The 16,355-nt window shown below is 63.9% G+C and carries 14 protein-coding genes; 9 read left to right on the forward strand and 5 right to left on the reverse strand.

All coding sequences use genetic code 11. The annotated features are described in order from the left end of the window. Positions 1-49 precede the first annotated feature (49 nt). Positions 50-487, reverse strand: a complete 438-nt coding sequence (locus IRZ56_RS05650) for a hypothetical protein (RefSeq protein ID WP_196144033.1) — start codon at positions 485-487, stop codon at positions 50-52. Here IRZ56_RS05650 and trmL point away from each other — a divergent pair. Further along, on the forward strand, positions 486-941 hold the full coding sequence (trmL, locus tag IRZ56_RS05655) for a tRNA (uridine(34)/cytosine(34)/5-carboxymethylaminomethyluridine(34)-2'-O)-methyltransferase TrmL (RefSeq protein WP_196144034.1): 456 nt from the start codon (positions 486-488) through the stop codon (positions 939-941). The genes IRZ56_RS05650 and trmL overlap by 2 nt on opposite strands. A 205-nt stretch (positions 942-1,146) precedes the next feature. On the opposite strand, the gene secB is transcribed toward trmL, so the two are convergent. The 3 genes from secB to IRZ56_RS05670 are packed head-to-tail and all read right to left on the reverse strand — an operon-like array spanning position 1,147 to position 2,341. Next, complete coding sequence (secB, locus tag IRZ56_RS05660) at positions 1,147-1,629, reverse strand: protein-export chaperone SecB (RefSeq protein WP_084853928.1); 483 nt, start codon at positions 1,627-1,629, stop codon at positions 1,147-1,149. 41 nt (positions 1,630-1,670) lie between these two features. Continuing rightward, positions 1,671-1,925, reverse strand: a complete 255-nt coding sequence (gene grxC, locus IRZ56_RS05665) for a glutaredoxin 3 (protein ID WP_196144035.1) — start codon at positions 1,923-1,925, stop codon at positions 1,671-1,673. 2 nt (positions 1,926-1,927) lie between these two features. Next, positions 1,928-2,341: a rhodanese-like domain-containing protein gene (locus IRZ56_RS05670; RefSeq protein ID WP_196144036.1), complete on the reverse strand. Its 414-nt coding sequence runs from the start codon at positions 2,339-2,341 to the stop codon at positions 1,928-1,930. A gap of 202 nt (positions 2,342-2,543) precedes the next feature. Here IRZ56_RS05670 and gpmI point away from each other — a divergent pair, with 202 nt between their 5' ends. From gpmI to IRZ56_RS05690, 4 genes are all read left to right on the forward strand, one after another. Further along, entirely contained in the window at positions 2,544-4,079 is a 1,536-nt protein-coding gene (gene gpmI, locus IRZ56_RS05675; protein ID WP_196144037.1) for a 2,3-bisphosphoglycerate-independent phosphoglycerate mutase, read from the forward strand. A gap of 239 nt (positions 4,080-4,318) precedes the next feature. Then, on the forward strand, positions 4,319-5,605 hold the full coding sequence (locus IRZ56_RS05680; RefSeq protein WP_196144038.1) for a murein hydrolase activator EnvC family protein: 1,287 nt from the start codon (positions 4,319-4,321) through the stop codon (positions 5,603-5,605). 87 nt (positions 5,606-5,692) lie between these two features. Then, entirely contained in the window at positions 5,693-7,024 is a 1,332-nt protein-coding gene (locus IRZ56_RS05685) for a S41 family peptidase (RefSeq protein WP_196144039.1), read from the forward strand. 8 nt (positions 7,025-7,032) lie between these two features. Further along, complete coding sequence (locus IRZ56_RS05690) at positions 7,033-7,797, forward strand: divergent polysaccharide deacetylase family protein (protein WP_196144040.1); 765 nt, start codon at positions 7,033-7,035, stop codon at positions 7,795-7,797. Between the two features lie 180 nt (positions 7,798-7,977). Here the strand turns inward: IRZ56_RS05690 and IRZ56_RS05695 are convergent, their stop codons facing one another. Continuing rightward, positions 7,978-9,981: a BCCT family transporter gene (locus IRZ56_RS05695; protein ID WP_196144041.1), complete on the reverse strand. Its 2,004-nt coding sequence runs from the start codon at positions 9,979-9,981 to the stop codon at positions 7,978-7,980. A gap of 419 nt (positions 9,982-10,400) precedes the next feature. On the opposite strand from IRZ56_RS05695, the gene betI reads away from it, so the two are divergent. The 4 genes from betI to IRZ56_RS05715 all read left to right on the forward strand — a co-directional run bounded on the left by betI (position 10,401) and on the right by IRZ56_RS05715 (position 16,340). Further along, positions 10,401-11,057, forward strand: a complete 657-nt coding sequence (betI, locus tag IRZ56_RS05700; RefSeq protein ID WP_196144042.1) for a transcriptional regulator BetI — start codon at positions 10,401-10,403, stop codon at positions 11,055-11,057. Positions 11,058-11,095: 38 nt separating this feature from the next. Further along, positions 11,096-12,568, forward strand: coding sequence for a betaine-aldehyde dehydrogenase (gene betB / locus IRZ56_RS05705; protein WP_196144043.1), 1,473 nt, complete (start codon positions 11,096-11,098; stop codon positions 12,566-12,568). A gap of 77 nt (positions 12,569-12,645) precedes the next feature. After that, positions 12,646-14,343, forward strand: a complete 1,698-nt coding sequence (betA, locus tag IRZ56_RS05710) for a choline dehydrogenase (protein WP_196144044.1) — start codon at positions 12,646-12,648, stop codon at positions 14,341-14,343. 254 nt (positions 14,344-14,597) lie between these two features. Further along, entirely contained in the window at positions 14,598-16,340 is a 1,743-nt protein-coding gene (locus tag IRZ56_RS05715) for a potassium/proton antiporter (protein WP_196144206.1), read from the forward strand. Positions 16,341-16,355: the final 15 nt, after the last annotated feature.

Below are 16,355 nucleotides of genomic sequence, written 5' to 3' on the forward strand. Positions count from 1 at the left end.
CCTCCAGTTTTGGGGACCCCGGTACAGGCAGGCCGGGATATCCCCTCTTTTATTCGTGCAGTTTCACCTGCACCCGCCAGCGCCCAGCGTCCTCTGTACCGGCCCACTCGCCGTGCAGGGGGCGCGCGGCGACCACGGTCAGCAACAAACCCTCGTCGCTCTGGCGCAACCGCCAGCCTGCGGGCTTGCCCTGTACCTGCAACTGTCCGCGCTGCTCCCGGCCTTTGGCCTGGAAGACCAGCGCCACGGTGCCTTGCACATTCTCGCCATGCAGCCTGGGCTCACCGTCGAACCACAGGTCCAGGCCATCCTGTACCACATCCACCTGTTCCAGCACCCGTTCCTGGGGCGCGGTCAGGCGGCCGATCATCAACCCTACCATCAGGCCGACGATGGCCAAGGACAACAACACACGTGGCCAGGCCTTCGAACGCAGGTCCGGTTCGAGGGTAGAATGCTCGTCATCTTCACGCCTGGAGCCGTGCATGTTTCACGTCATCCTCTTTCAACCAGAGATTCCGCCGAATACCGGCAACATCATCCGCCTGTGCGCCAACAGCGGCTGCGACCTGCACCTGATCGAGCCACTAGGCTTCGAGCTGGATGACAAGCGCCTGCGCCGGGCAGGGCTGGATTACCACGAGTATGCCACGCTCAAGCGCCACCAGAACCTGGCCGACTGCCTGGAAAGCCTCGGCCAGCCGCGGCTGTTCGCCTTCACCACCAAGGGTTCGCACCCCTTCCATGAAGTGGCCTACCAACCGGGCGACGCCTTCCTGTTCGGCCCGGAGAGCCGCGGGCTGCCGGCTGAGGTGCTGGACAGCCTGCCGCCGGAACAGCGCCTGCGCCTGCCGATGCGGCCGGGGTGCCGCAGCCTTAATCTGTCCAATACCGTGGCGGTGACGGTGTACGAGGCGTGGCGCCAGCAGGGGTTCGCCTGACCAGCCCCATCGCGGGACAAGCCCGCTCCCACAGGGCTTGCTTAAGCTAGCCAGTGTTGCCCCGGTGGGAGATCACCCAGCCCTTCGGGCTGCGCTGTCGCGCAGAAAACAATGCACCTCTGTGGGAGCGGGCTTGTCCCGCGATCGGGCCCGACAAGGCCATGAAAAAAGCGCCCCGAGAGGCGCTTTCTTCATACCGGCAGGATCACTGCACGGTCGGCGCTTCGCCAGCTTCCTGCATGCGCTGCATCTCTTGCGCGTACAGGGCATCGAAGTTGACCGGCGACAGCATCAGGGCCGGGAACGAACCACGGGTCACCAGGCTGTCCAGAGTTTCGCGGGCGTACGGGAACAGGATGTTCGGGCAGAACGCGCCGAGGGTGTGGCTCATGGAAGCGGCGTCGAGGTTCTTGATCAGGAAGATACCGGCCTGCTGCACTTCGGCGATGAACGCCACTTCTTCCCCGTTCTTGACGGTCACCGACAGGGTCAGCACCACTTCGTGGAAATCGCTTTCCAGGGCCTTCTGGCGGGTGTTCAGGTCCAGCGAGACGCTCGGCTCCCACTGCTGGCGGAAGATCTGCGGGCTCTTCGGCGCTTCGAACGACAGGTCGCGCACATAGATGCGCTGCAGGGAGAATTGCGGGGAATTGTCTTCGGCGGCGCCGTTGTTCTGCTGGTCTGTCATGGCAGATCCTTTTTCCTAATGGTTATGTAAGGGAAAGTGCTTCAGGCCTCGAGCAGGGCGTCGAGCTTGCCCGCGCGCTCCAGGGCATAAAGGTCATCGCAACCGCCAACGTGGGTGGTGCCGATCCAGATCTGCGGCACCGAGGTACGGCCCGCCTTCTGGCTCATCTCGGCACGCACCTGAGGCTTGCCGTCGACCTTGATTTCCTCGAAGGACACCCCCTTGCTCTCGAGCAAGTACTTGGCGCGCATGCAATAAGGGCAATAGTCGCTGGAGTAGACGATGACAGGCTTCATGATCACTTCACCAGGGGCAGGTTATCGGCTTTCCAGCTGGAAACGCCACCGCTGAGCTTGGCGGCAGTGTAACCAGCCTTGAGCAGCTCGCGGCAGATAGTGCCGGACTGCTGGCCCATGCTGTCCACCACGATCAGGGTCTTGCCCTTGTGCTTGTCCAGCTCGGCCATACGGTTGACCAGTTTGTCCTGCGGGATGTTCAGGGCGCCGACGATGTGGCCTGCCGAGTATTCCTTGCCTGGGCGGATGTCGATCACCACGCCTTTGTCGGCGTTGACCAGGGCGGTCAGCTGGCCATTGCTCAGGCTCTGGCCGCCACGGCGGATCTCGTTGACCAGCAGCAGAATCAGTAGAACAACGAAGATCGCAACCAAGATGTAGTGTTCGGTGGCGAATCGGATCAGGTTCTCAACCATTTAGGGTGTTCCAAGCCATTGAAAATGCCGGCCAGTATACACAGCCCCCAATGCCGGCCAAAGCCCGTCGGGCCCGCTGGGAAAACACCTACACCCGCAGCCTGTCGGGGCGATGGCCGGTCATCCGGAGGAAATTGGCCGCGCTTGGCCGAATTGCCCTAGAATGCGTGTCTTTATCATCTTGCAACCGTGAGTAGGATTGATGACAAACACGCCAAAACCCTTGGTCCTGATTATCCTGGATGGTTTCGGGCACAGCGAAAGCCCCGAGTACAATGCCATCTTCGCCGCCAATACCCCGGTCTACGATCGCCTGCGGGCCAACCAGCCCCACGGCCTGATTTCCGGTTCCGGCATGGATGTCGGGCTGCCCGACGGCCAGATGGGCAACTCCGAAGTCGGCCACATGAACCTCGGCGCAGGGCGTGTGGTGTACCAGGACTTCACCCGGGTGACCAAGGCCATCCGTGATGGCGAGTTCTTCCACAATCCGGTCCTCACCGGCGCGGTGGACAACGCCGTGGGCGCCGGCAAGGCGGTGCATATCCTTGGCCTGCTTTCCGACGGCGGCGTGCACAGCCACCAGGACCACCTCATCGCCATGGCCGAGCTGGCCGCGCAACGTGGCGCCGAGAAAATCTACCTGCACGCCTTCCTCGATGGCCGCGACACCCCGCCACGCAGCGCGCAGTCGTCCATCGAACTGCTCGACGCCACCTTCGCCAAGCTGGGCAAGGGCCGCATCGCCAGCCTCATCGGCCGCTACTACGCGATGGACCGCGACAACCGCTGGGACCGCGTCGCCGCCGCCTACAACCTGATCGTCGACAGCGTCGCCGACTACACCGCCGATTCGGCCCTGGCGGGCCTGGAAGCCGCCTACGCCCGCGATGAAAGCGACGAGTTCGTGAAAGCCACGCGCATCGGCGAAGCGGTCAAGGTCGAGGATGGCGACGCTGTCATCTTCATGAACTTCCGCGCCGACCGCGCCCGCGAACTGTCCCGCGTGTTCGTCGAGCCCGACTTCAACGAATTCCCCCGCGCCCGCCTGCCGAAACTGGCCGCCTACATCGGCCTGACCCAGTACTCGGCCAAGATCCCGGCCCCGGCCGCGTTCGCCCCGGCCAGCCTGGACAACGTGCTCGGCGAATACCTGGCCAAGCACGGCAAGACCCAGCTGCGCATCGCCGAGACCGAGAAATACGCCCACGTCACCTTCTTCTTCTCCGGCGGGCGCGAAGAACCGTTCGAAGGCGAAGAGCGCATCCTGATCCCATCGCCGAAGGTCGCCACCTACGACCTGCAGCCGGAAATGAGCGCCCCGGAAGTCACCGACCGCATCGTCGAGGCCATCGAGCAGCAGCGCTACGATGTGATCGTGGTGAACTACGCCAACGGCGACATGGTCGGCCACACCGGCGTGTTCGAGGCGGCGGTCAAGGCCGTCGAGGCCCTGGACGGCTGCGTCGGCCGTATCGTCGAGGCGCTGGACAAGGTCGGCGGCGAGGCGTTGATCACCGCCGACCACGGTAACGTCGAGCAGATGGAAGACGAATGCACCGGTCAGGCGCACACCGCCCATACCACCGAGCCCGTGCCGTTCATCTATGTCGGCAAGCGCGCCCTCAAGGTCCGCGACGGCGGCGTACTGGCCGACGTGGCGCCGACCATGCTCAAGCTGCTGGGCCTGGAAAAACCTGCACAAATGACCGGTACCTCGATCCTGGTCGACGCCTGAGCCATTGATTGGGCCGCTGTGCGGCCCGATCGCCGGCAAGCCGGCTCCCACAGGAATCGCGCCACTCTCGCAAACCCCACTGTGCCCGTGGGAGCCGGCTTGCCGGCGATCAGGCTGCAAAGCAGCCTCTTATGCACGGTTTCCAGACAAACGCCTCGCCGCAAATACCGCGAGGCGTTTTTTTTGCGGGCACGGGCGGGCATACTAGGCCAGTCTCCATCCCTGGTACGCCCAACCTCATGCTTCGTGCCCTGATCCTCATCGCCCTGTCCTGCCTGCTCAGCCCGGCCTTCGCCGACGAGCGCGCGCAGACCCAGCAACAACTGGAAGCCACCCGCCAGGACATCGCCGAGCTGAAAAAGATGCTGGGCAAGCTCCAAGAGGAGAAGTCCGGTGTGCAGAAAGACCTCAAGACCACCGAGACCGAAATCGGCGATCTCGAAAAACAGGTGGAGGCGCTGCAAGAAGAACTAAAAAAGACCGAGGGCGAGCTGGAGCGCCTTGATACCGAGAAAAAAAAACTCCAGAGCGCCCGCGTTGAACAACAGCGACTGATCGCCATCCAAGCCCGCTCGGCGTACCAGAGCGGCCGTGAGGAATACCTCAAACTGCTGCTCAACCAGCAGAACCCCGAGAAGTTCGCCCGCACCCTCACCTACTACGACTACCTGAGCAAGGCGCGCCTGGAGCAATTGCGCGCCTTCAACGAAACCCTGCGCCAACTGGCCAACGTCGAACAGGACATCAGCCGCCAGCAGGCGCAGCTGTTGGCCCAGCGTGGCAACCTCGACAGCCGCCGGCAGGAACTGGAGGCCGTGCGCAGCGAGCGCAGGCAGGTCCTGGCCAAGCTCAACGGCGACATGAAAGCCCGCGACCAGAAGCTGCAGGCTCGCCAGCAGGACCAGGCCGACCTGACCAAGGTGCTCAAGACCATCGAGGAAACCCTCGCCCGCCAGGCCCGCGAAGCCGAAGAGGCACGCCAGAAGGCGCTGCTGGCCCAGCGCGAGGCGGAAAAACGCCGCCAGCAGGAAGCCCTTGCCGCCCGCTCGGCCACCGAAACGCCCACGAAAAAGGCCCGCACCACCCTGGGCCCACTGGTTTCCAGCGACGGCGCGAACTATGGCGGTGCATTTTCTGCCGCTCGCGGAAAACTTCCATGGCCGGTCAATGGTCGATTGCTGGCACGCTTCGGCGATGCACGCGGTGGCGATGCCCGGGCCAAGTGGGACGGCGTGATGATCGGCGCCAGCCCAGGCACCCAGGTACGCGCCGTGCACGGCGGGCGCGTGGTGTTCGCCGACTGGTTGCGTGGCGCTGGACTTCTGGTCATTCTCGACCATGGTAATGGTTACCTGAGCCTGTACGGCCACAACCAGAGCCTGCTCAAGAGCGCCGGCGATATCGTCAAGGCCGGCGAAGCCATCTCCACCGTCGGCGATAGCGGTGGGCAGGACAGTTCGGGCCTGTACTTCGCCATTCGCCAGCAGGGCCGGCCGACCGACCCTGCGCAATGGTGCCGGGGCTAGCCCCCTCAAACGTTTACGGCCTAGCGCACCCCAACGCTGCGCCGATGCTCCCGCGGGAGCGCCAACAGGATCAGGAGTTCGTTCGACATGCTGCACTCGCCTCGCCTCACCCAGCTGGCCCTGACCATCGCACTGGTGGTCGGCGCGCCCTTGGCCTGCGCCGCCGAGCCGGCACCGGCAACGCCGGCCAGCCGTGCCGCGGCCCCGGCCACCGAGGTGACGGCCAACGCGCCGCTGCCGCTGGATGAGCTACGCACCTTCGCCGAGGTCATGGACCGCATCAAGGCGGCCTATGTCGAACCGGTGGACGACAAGACCCTGCTGGAAAACGCCATCAAGGGCATGCTCAGCAACCTCGACCCGCACTCGGCCTACCTCGGCCCCGAAGACTTCCAGGAGCTGCAGGAAAGCACCAGCGGCGAATTCGGCGGCCTGGGCATCGAAGTGGGCATGGAGGACGGCTTCGTCAAGGTGGTATCGCCGATCGACGACACCCCGGCCTCGCGCGCCGGCATCGAGGCGGGCGATCTGATCGTCAAGATCAACGGCGCCCCGACCCGCGGCCAGACCATGACCGAGGCGGTCGACAAGATGCGCGGCAAAGTCGGTGAGAAGATCACCCTGACCCTGGTGCGCGACGGCGGCACGCCGTTCGACGTGACCCTCGCCCGCGCGGTGATCCAGGTCAAGAGCGTGAAGAGCCAGCTGCTGGAAAACGACTACGGCTACATCCGCATCACTCAGTTCCAGGTCAAGACCGGCGAAGAAGTCGGCAAGGCCCTGGCCAAACTGCGCAAGGACAACGGCAAGAAGCTGCGCGGCGTGGTCCTGGATCTGCGCAACAACCCTGGCGGCGTCTTGCAGTCGGCCGTGGAAGTGGCCGACCACTTCCTGACCAAGGGCCTGATCGTCTACACCAAAGGCCGCATCGCCAACTCCGAGCTGCGCTTCTCGGCCGACCCGGCCGATGCCAGCGAAGGCGTGCCACTGGTGGTGCTGATCAACGGCGGCAGCGCCTCGGCCTCGGAGATCGTCGCCGGCGCCCTGCAAGACCAGAAGCGCGCCGTGCTGATGGGCACCGACAGCTTCGGCAAGGGCTCGGTACAGACCGTGCTGCCGTTGAACAACGACCGTGCCCTGAAGCTGACCACCGCACTGTACTTCACCCCTAACGGCCGCTCGATCCAGGCCCAGGGCATCGTCCCCGACATCGAAGTGCGCCCGGCCAAGCTCACTGCCGAAGCGGACACCGACAACTTCAAGGAAGCCGACCTGCAAGGCCACCTGGGCAATGGCAACGGTGGCGCTGATCGCCCGACCGGTAGCGCCAAGCGCAAGGATCGTCCGCAGGATGGCGACTTCCAGCTCAGCCAGGCCCTGAGCCTGCTCAAGGGCCTGAACATCACCAAGGGTGACTGACCCTGCCCATGCGCTACCTGCTGTTCGCGCTGTTCTGCCTGCTGGCCGGCACCGCCCATGCGGCGCCGGCCAAGGCGTACATGAGCATCGTCATCGACGACCTGGGGCAGAACAGCGAGCGCGATAGCCGCACCCTGGCCCTGCCGGGCCCGATCACCCTGGCGATCATGCCCGATACGCCCCACGCCACCGACTTCGCTCGCCAGGCCCACAAGGCCGGGCGCACGGTGATCCTGCACATGCCCATGGATCCGGCCACCGGCCCTTATGCCTGGACGCCGGGCACGCCTGTCGAGGAGCTGGCCCGCCGCCTGGATGCCGCCTTGACCAAGGTGCCTTACGCCGCCGGCATCAACAACCACATGGGCAGCCGCATGACCGCCCAGCCCGGGCCCATGGCCTGGCTGATGGGCGAGTTGCAACGGCGCCACCTATTCTTCGTCGACAGCCGCACCAGCGCGGCCACCGTGGCGGCGGCCAAGGCCCAGGAACAGGGCTTGGCCCATGTCTCCCGGGATGTGTTCCTGGATGACGTGCGCACCACCGAAGCGATCGCGACCCAGTTGCAACAGGGCATCGCCCTGGCCCGCAAGCAGGGTTCTGCCGTGCTCATCGGGCATCCCTACCCGCAGACCCTGGAAGTCCTGGCACGGGAAATACCCCGGCTCAGGAGCCAGGGCATCGAACTGATCGATATCCAGCAGATGATTGCCCATCGCAGCAACCAGGCGATGCCGGGCCACGGCCATAACGGGCGCTATACCAACCGCTGAGCTCGCCTCGTTGGAAGCGGGCGACGAAAGTGCAGGATCCTCCTACAGCCAGTGGTACGGCGGCACTTGTAGGAGCGGCCTTGTGCTGCGAAAGGAGGGCAACGCCCTCCCAGCATTCCCAAGGCAAAAAAAGAGCCCGATCCTCACGAACCGAGCCCTTCTTCATTGCATCAAGCTGTATCAGCTATACACACGCCCCAACAGCTGGCGGTGGCTCTCGAACTGATCCAGCACATCGCGCACGATCTGGTCAGGCGTGAAGCCCATCAGGTCGTATTCCTGGCTACCATCGTGCAGGTACACCTCGGCGCGATAGAAGCGCTGCGGCACCTCCGGCGCACCCTCGAGCGGCGCCTCGCTCGGCGCGGCCTGGTAGCCGTCCAGGCTCACCTCATAGACGAACGGGTTGCCCTCTTCCATCATCACCCGCAGGCCCATCAGGTTACGCGAGTGACCGGCACGGGCCTCGACCTCGAAGCCTTGCAGGCGCATCTGTGCAGCGGCTTCCTTGAGCGCCGGGCTCACATGCTTGTCCATGAAGCGCTGGACCACGGCCTGGGTCGGCTGCAGGTCCATCTGGCTCAGGCGCTCGCTGAAGCCACGGCGGCCGCGGGCGGCCAGCTCGGCGCGCTCCTGCTCGACGGCGACGTCCTGCTTCATGGCTTTGTACAGGCCGAACATGAACAGCACCAGCACCACCGAGAACGGCAGGCCAGCCAGCACCACCATGGTCTGCATGGCTTCGAAGTTACCGGCGAACAGCAGGCCGATGGTGACCAGGGTGATGACCACCGACCAGAACACCACCATCCAGTGCGGCGCGTCTTCGTCCACCTTGCCGCCTTTGCACGACAGGTTGGCCATCATCACCGCGCCCGAGTCGGCCGGGGTGAGGAACAGCACGAAGCCGACGAATACCGCCACACCGATGACGATCTTGGCGGCCGGGAAGTATTCCAGCAGCTGGTAGATCGACATCGAAGGTTGCTCGAGCGCGGTCTTGCCCAGCTCCACCGCGCCCTGGTTGATCACCAGGTCCAGTGCGGTGTTACCGAAGATCGACAGCCAGGCCAGGGTGAAGCCCAGCGGGATCAGCAGCACGCCGGTCACCAGCTGGCGCACGGTGCGGCCTTTGGAGATACGGGCGATGAACATGCCGACGAACGGGCCCCAGGAAATCCACCAGGCCCAGTAGAACACGGTCCACAGGCCCAGCCAGCGCTCGGACTTGCCCGCTTCGCCTTCATAGACATAGAGGTCGAAGGTCTTGAGCACCATGCCGTTGAGGTAGTCGCCGATGTTCTGCACGAAGGCGTTGAGCAGGTGCAGGGTCTGGCCACCGAGCAGTACGAAGATCAGCAGGCCGCTGAACAGGACGATGTTCAGGTTGGACAGGCGGCGGATGCCGTTCTCCACACCCGACACCGCAGCCACGGTGGCGACACCGGCCATGACCAGGATGACCGCCAGCAGGTTGGTCTTGCTGTGGTCGAAGCCAAACAGGTATTCCAGGCCCGAGGCCACCTGCATCGAGCCTATCCCTAAGTTGGTGACCAGGCCCAGCAGGGTGACGAACATGCCGAAGATGTCCACGGCATTGCCTGCCGCGCCCTTGACCCAACGCTCGCCGACCAGCGGGTACAGCGCCGAGCGCAGTGCCAGCGGCTGGTTGTGGCGGTAGGCGAAGTAGCCGACGGCCAGGCCGACCAGGGCATAGATCGCCCAGCCGTGCAGGCCCCAGTGCAGGAAGGTCAGCTGCAAGCCTTGGCGCGCGGCCTCGAGGCTGGCCGAGGTACCCTCTGGCGGGTTGAAGTAGTGATCCAGCGGCTCGGATGCGCCGAAGTACAGCAGCGAGATACCGATACCGGAGGAGAACAACATGCCGGCCCAGGCGCCGTAGCTGAAGTCGGGCTGGTCGTCCTTGCCGCCCAGCTTGAGCTTGCCGTAGTCGGAGAAGGCCAGGTAGACGACGAACAGCAGGTAACCGCAGATCACCAGCATGTAGTACCAGCCAAAGGTGCGGGTCAGCCATTTCTGGGCGACGCCCAGCACTTGGCCGGCGGTTTCGGGTACAGCGATAAGCAAGGCAGTCAAAGCCAGGATCAGCAGCGCGGAGGTGTAGAACACCACACGATTGACCCGTACCCGTTCGGCGGGGGGCTTGGTTAGGGAGGCAGAACTCATTGCACGAATGCTCCGGGCAGTGCGGGGTGGAGGCTAATCAGATATTTCCCAAGCAAATGGTGGAATAGCCCCACTGCGTCAGGTGTTATAAATGCACCTAGGAAATCGTGATCCCGAATCGAATCGTTGCAAAAAAAAGCAGTTCCAGCCCGCTCCAAAGGGCTTCCGCGCGGCCTTCGACCGCCCGGCGGAATCTGTCATCTGCATCGCTCATGCCCGTCAACGCCTTGTATTCCGGGGGTTACGCGATTTCCTGGGGTGTCAATCCGTGCCTTCTCGACCGCCTGAAAAACTGTCAATGGCACAAATTGTCGCAGAGCTTATTCTTTATTGATTGAACGTTCAATCAAAACAAAATAGACTGGCCTTCGCCGAAGCAGCCGCTCGTCGTCTGATCGCAGGCCTGAGGAGATAGCAAGATGCCCAAGGTCGGTATGCAACCCATCCGCCGCCAGCAGTTGATCGAAGCCACGCTACTGGCTGTCGATCAGGTCGGCCTGGGAGATGCCAGCATTGCGCTGATTGCCCGTTTGGCCGGTGTGTCGAACGGCATCATCAGTCACTACTTTCGGGACAAAAATGGCCTGATCGCAGCGACGATGGGCTACATCATGAGCATGCTCAACGAAGGGGTGGCAGCGCGTCGCCAGGCACTGACGGACGACAGCCCGCGTGCCCACCTGAAAGTGATCATCGAGGGCAACTTCGATGCGAGCCAGGTGAATGGCCCGGCAATGAAAACCTGGTTGGCCTTCTGGGCCTCCAGCATGCACCAGCCAGACCTGCACAGGTTGCAGCGGATCAACGACCACCGCTTGTATTCCAACCTGTGCTGCCAGTTCCGCCGCGTCCTGCCGCTCTACCATGCGCGCAAGGCAGCCCGCGGTCTGGCGGCCCTGATCGATGGCCTGTGGCTGCGTGGTGCGCTGTCGGGTGACGAATTCGACACCGACCAGGCGATACGGATTGCTTACGAATACATGGATCTACAACTGGCTAAACAACAGACCCTGGGCATTACCGACCAGGCCTCTGAACCATCGTGCGCAGCGCTTGCCGAGCAGGCAGGAGCGTGACGCGGTAGCCAACCACACACTGCACTTGCGAGGACACTATGGCCCGTTTCGGAACGCAAAAACTCTATATTGATGGTGGTTATGTCGACGCTAGCTCCGACGCTACCTTCGAAGCCATCAACCCGGCCACCGGCGAAGTCCTCGCCCACGTGCAGCGTGCCACCGAGGCAGACGTCGAGAAAGCCGTCGAAAGCGCCGAGCGCGGCCAGAAAGTCTGGGCGGCCATGACCGCCATGCAGCGTTCGCGCATCCTGCGCCGCGCCGTCGACATCCTGCGCGAGCGCAACGACGAGTTGGCCATGCTGGAAACCCTGGACACCGGCAAGTCGTACTCCGAAACCCGCTATGTCGACATCGTCACCGGCGCCGACGTGCTGGAATACTACGCAGGCCTGGTACCGGCCATCGAAGGCGAGCAGATCCCGCTGCGCGAAAGCTCCTTCGTCTATACCCGCCGCGAGCCGCTGGGCGTGACCGCCGGTATCGGTGCCTGGAACTACCCGATCCAGATCGCCCTGTGGAAATCCGCCCCGGCCCTGGCCGCCGGCAACGCCATGATCTTCAAGCCGTCGGAAGTCACCTCGCTGACCACCCTGAAACTGGCCGAGATCTACACCGAAGCCGGCCTGCCGGACGGCGTGTTCAACGTTCTGACCGGCAGCGGCCGTGAAGTCGGTACCTGGCTGACCGAGCACCCGCGCATCGAGAAAGTCTCCTTCACCGGCGGCACCACCACCGGCAAGAAGGTCATGGCCAGCGCCTCGAGCTCCACGCTCAAGGAAGTCACCATGGAACTGGGTGGCAAGTCGCCGCTGATCATCTGCGACGACGCCGACCTGGACAAGGCCGCCGACATCGCCATGATGGCCAACTTCTACAGCTCCGGCCAGGTCTGCACCAACGGCACCCGCGTATTCGTACCGGCGTCGATGAAAGCGGCCTTCGAAGCCAAGATCGCCGAGCGCGTTGCCCGCATCCGCGTTGGCAACCCGGAAGACGAGAACACCAACTTCGGCCCGCTGGTCAGCTTCCCACATATGGAAAGCGTCCTGGGCTACATCGCCAAGGGCAAGGAAGAAGGTGCGCGCGTGCTGTGCGGTGGCGAGCGTCTGATGGACGGTGATTTCGCCAAGGGCGCCTTCGTCGCACCGACCGTCTTCACCGACTGCACCGACGACATGACCATCGTCAAGGAAGAAATCTTCGGCCCGGTCATGAGCATCCTGACCTACGAAACCGAAGAAGAAGCCATCCGCCGCGCCAACGACACCGAATACGGCCTGGCCGCCGGTGTGTGCACCAACGATATCAGCCGCGCCCACCGCATCATCCACAAGCTCGAAGCCGGTATCTGCTGGATCAACGCCTGGGGCGAGTCCCCGGCCGAAATGCCGGTCGGCGGCTACAAGCAGTCGGGCGTCGGCCGTGAGAACGGCGTCAGCTCGCTGGCCCAGTACACCCGCATCAAATCGGTCCAGGTCGAGCTGGGCGGCTACAACTCGGTTTTCTAAACCCTGTCTAGCCACGCCCGTGCCGCCATGCACGGGCGTTTCCGCTCCCTGATCACCGCTCACACGAGGGTACTTCAATGTCCCAAGAATTCGACTACATCATCGTCGGCGCCGGTTCCGCCGGTAACACCCTGGCTACCCGCCTGACCGAAGACGCTGGCGTCACCGTCCTGCTGCTCGAAGCCGGCGGCCCGGACTACCGCTTCGACTTCCGCACCCAGATGCCAGCCGCCCTGGCCTTCCCACTGCAGGGTCGTCGCTACAACTGGGCCTACGAGACCGACCCAGAGCCGCACATGGACGGCCGCCGCATGGAATGTGGCCGCGGCAAGGGCCTGGGTGGCTCCTCGCTGATCAACGGCATGTGCTACATCCGTGGCAACGCCATGGACTTCGATGGCTGGGCGAAACTGCCAGGCCTGGAAGACTGGACCTACCTGGACTGCCTGCCGTACTTCCGCAAGGCCGAAACCCGTGACATCGGCCCGAACGACTACCACGGCGGCGAAGGCCCGGTCAGCGTGACCACGCCCAAGGCTGGCAACAACCCATTGTTCCACGCCATGATCGAAGCCGGCGTGCAGGCCGGCTACCCACGTACCGAAGACCTCAACGGCTACCAGCAGGAAGGCTTCGGTCCGATGGACCGTACCGTGACCAAGCAAGGTCGTCGCGCCAGCACCGCACGTGGCTACCTGGACCAGGCCAAGAAGCGCCCTAACCTGACCATCGTCACCCACGCCCTGACCGACCGTGTCCTGTTCGAAGGCAAGCGCGCCATCGGCGTGACCTACCTGGTTGGCGACAGCGAAGAGCGCGTGGAAGCACGCGCCCGCAAGGAAGTGATCGTCAGCTCCGGCGCCATCGCTTCGCCACAGTTGCTGCAACGCTCCGGCGTCGGCCCGCGCGAGCTGCTGGAAAGCCTGGACATCCCGGTGGTCCACGACCTGCCGGGCGTCGGCGAGAACCTGCAGGACCACCTTGAGCTGTACCTGCAGTACGCCTGCACCCAGCCGGTCTCGCTGTACCCCTCGCTGCTGTGGTGGAACCAGCCGGCCATCGGCGCCGAGTGGATGTTCAAGGGTACCGGCATCGGTGCCAGCAACCAGTTCGAGGCCGGCGGCTTCATCCGCACCCGCCCTGAATTCGAATGGCCGAACATCCAGTACCACTTCCTGCCGGTAGCGATCAACTACAACGGCTCGAACGGTGTGAAGGAACACGGTTTCCAGGCTCACATGGGTTCCATGCGCTCGCCAAGCCGCGGTCGCATCAAGCTCAAGTCCAAGGACCCGCGCCAGCATCCAAGCATCCTGTTCAACTACATGGCCACCGAGCAGGACTGGCAGGAATTCCGCGACGGCATCCGCCTGACCCGCGAAATCATGGCCCAGCCGGCGCTGGACCCGTACCGCGGTCGCGAAATCAGCCCAGGTGCGCACGTGCAGACCGACGAGGAACTGGACAAGTTCATCCGTGAGCACGCCGAAACCGCCTTCCACCCGTCCTGCTCGTGCAAGATGGGCACCGACGACATGGCTGTGGTCGATGGCGAAGGCCGTGTGCACGGTATGCAGGGCCTGCGTGTGGTCGATGCCTCGATCATGCCGATCATCATCACCGGCAACCTCAACGCCACCACGATCATGATCGCCGAGAAGATCTCGGACAAGATCCGTGGTCGCAAGCCACTGCCGCGCAGCACCGCCAAGTACTACGTGGCCAATGGCGCGCCGGTGAAGGGCAAGCCGATGCGTGAGGTGAAGCAGGCGTAATCCTGCCCCGGCCCTATCGCCGGCAAGCCGGTTCACCACAGGTACTGCACAAGTCTTCATACCTGTGGTGAACCCGTGGGAGCCGGCTTGCCGGCGATAGCCCTCCCTGGCACCACAACAAAAGGCACCCACCGCGGTGCCTTTTTTTCATCTGCAGAAACGCTTTACAGCCTGCCAATTCATCAGGTTAGAATCGATTGGCACGCGACTTGCGAGTCAAGTCCTCTTTCCGCAATACCCCGGAGTACCTGCCTTTGGATGCGAGCACCATCAACAGCCTGTTCCTGATCGGCGCACTGCTGGTCGGGGCAAGTATCCTGGTCAGCTCGCTGTCATCCCGTCTGGGCATCCCTATCCTGGTCATCATCCTCGCCGTCGGCATGGCTGCCGGGGTCGACGGTGGCGGCATCATCTTCAACAACTACCCGACCGCCTACTTGGTGGGCAACCTGGCCCTGGCCGTGATCCTGCTCGACGGCGGCCTGCGCACCCGGGTGGCGAGCTTTCGCGTAGCCCTGTGGCCAGCCTTGTCGCTGGCCACGGTAGGCGTGCTGATCACCACCGGCTTGACCGGCATGGTCGCCGCCTGGCTGTTCGACCTGAGTTTGATCCAGGGTTTGCTGATCGGCGCCATCGTCGGCTCCACCGACGCAGCGGCGGTGTTCTCATTGCTCGGCGGCAAGGGCCTGAACGAGCGGGTCACCGCCACCTTGGAAATCGAGTCGGGCAGCAACGACCCGATGGCGGTGTTTCTCACCGTCACCCTCATCGACATGATCGCCAGCGGCCAGACCGGCCTGCACTGGAGCCTGCTCACCCACCTGCTGCGCGAATTCGGTATCGGCGGCCTACTGGGCCTGGGTGGCGGCTGGCTGATGCTGCAACTGGTCAACCGCATCAACCTCGCCGGTGGCCTGTACCCGATTCTGGTGATCGCCGGCGGTCTGGCGGTGTTCTCCCTGACCAATGCCCTGCACGGCAGCGGCTTCCTGGCGGTGTACCTGTGCGGCCTGGTGCTGGGCAATCGGCCGATCCGCAGTCGCCATGGCATCCTGCACATGCTCGATGGCATGGCCTGGCTGGCGCAAATCGGCATGTTCCTGGTGCTGGGCCTGCTGGTCACGCCTCACGACCTGCTGCCCATCGCCCTGCCGGCTCTGGGCCTGGCGCTGTGGATGATCCTGTTCGCCCGGCCGCTGTCGGTGGTCGCCAGCCTGTTGCCGTTCAAGGCCTTCCATGGCCGCGAGAAGGCGTTCATTTCCTGGGTCGGCCTGCGCGGCGCGGTGCCGATCATCCTTGCCGTGTTCCCGCTGATGGCCGGCCTGCCGGATGCCCAGCTGTTCTTCAACCTGGCGTTCTTCATCGTCCTGGTGTCGCTGCTGGTGCAAGGCACCAGCCTGCCGTGGATGGCCAAGCTGCTGAAAGTCACGGTACCGCCGGACCCGGCCCCGATCTCCCGCTCTGCCCTGGAGGTGCATATCACCAGCGAATGGGAGCTGTTCGTCTACCGCCTGGGTGCTGAAAAATGGTGCATCGGCGCCGCCCTGCGCGAGCTGAAGATGCCCGAGGGCACGCGGATCGCCGCTCTGTTTCGCGGCGAACAACTGCTGCACCCCTCGGGCAGCACGGTGCTGGAGGTCGGTGACATGCTCTGCGTGATCGGCCATGAACACAACCTGCCGGCCCTGGGCAAGCTGTTCAGCCAGGCCCCGCAACGCGGGCTGGACCTGCGCTTCTTCGGCGACTTCGTGCTCGAAGGCGATGCCGAACTCGGTGCCGTAGCAGCGCTTTATGGCCTGAAACTCGAAGGCCTGGACGCGAAAATGCCGCTGGCGCAGTTCATCCGACAGAAGGTCGGAGGCGCTCCAGTAGTAGGCGACCAGGTCGAATGGAACAGCACGATCTGGACCGTGGCGACCATGGACGGGAACAAGATCCAGAAAGTGGGCGTCAGATTCCCCGAAGGTACTCGCCCCGGCCCCGGGTTGTTCCTCTAAACTCCGATTTGCCTC

Source organism: Pseudomonas guariconensis (assembly GCF_015680235.1).
Classification (GTDB): domain Bacteria; phylum Pseudomonadota; class Gammaproteobacteria; order Pseudomonadales; family Pseudomonadaceae; genus Aquipseudomonas; species Aquipseudomonas guariconensis_A.

Excerpts from the sequence above, each read along its gene's own strand:
- betI (WP_196144042.1), top strand. The coding sequence starts at position 10,401 with ATGCCCAAGGTCGGTATGCAACCCATCCGCCGCCAGCAGTTGATCGAA.
- IRZ56_RS05695 (WP_196144041.1), bottom strand. The coding sequence starts at position 9,981 with ATGAGTTCTGCCTCCCTAACCAAGCCCCCCGCCGAACGGGTACGGGTC.
- betB (WP_196144043.1), top strand. The coding sequence starts at position 11,096 with ATGGCCCGTTTCGGAACGCAAAAACTCTATATTGATGGTGGTTATGTC.
- IRZ56_RS05670 (WP_196144036.1), bottom strand. The coding sequence starts at position 2,341 with ATGGTTGAGAACCTGATCCGATTCGCCACCGAACACTACATCTTGGTT.
- gpmI (WP_196144037.1), top strand. The coding sequence starts at position 2,544 with ATGACAAACACGCCAAAACCCTTGGTCCTGATTATCCTGGATGGTTTC.
- IRZ56_RS05685 (WP_196144039.1), top strand. The coding sequence starts at position 5,693 with ATGCTGCACTCGCCTCGCCTCACCCAGCTGGCCCTGACCATCGCACTG.
- trmL (WP_196144034.1), top strand. The coding sequence starts at position 486 with ATGTTTCACGTCATCCTCTTTCAACCAGAGATTCCGCCGAATACCGGC.
- betA (WP_196144044.1), top strand. The coding sequence starts at position 12,646 with ATGTCCCAAGAATTCGACTACATCATCGTCGGCGCCGGTTCCGCCGGT.
- IRZ56_RS05650 (WP_196144033.1), bottom strand. The coding sequence starts at position 487 with ATGCACGGCTCCAGGCGTGAAGATGACGAGCATTCTACCCTCGAACCG.
- secB (WP_084853928.1), bottom strand. The coding sequence starts at position 1,629 with ATGACAGACCAGCAGAACAACGGCGCCGCCGAAGACAATTCCCCGCAA.
- IRZ56_RS05690 (WP_196144040.1), top strand. The coding sequence starts at position 7,033 with ATGCGCTACCTGCTGTTCGCGCTGTTCTGCCTGCTGGCCGGCACCGCC.
- grxC (WP_196144035.1), bottom strand. The coding sequence starts at position 1,925 with ATGAAGCCTGTCATCGTCTACTCCAGCGACTATTGCCCTTATTGCATG.
- IRZ56_RS05680 (WP_196144038.1), top strand. The coding sequence starts at position 4,319 with ATGCTTCGTGCCCTGATCCTCATCGCCCTGTCCTGCCTGCTCAGCCCG.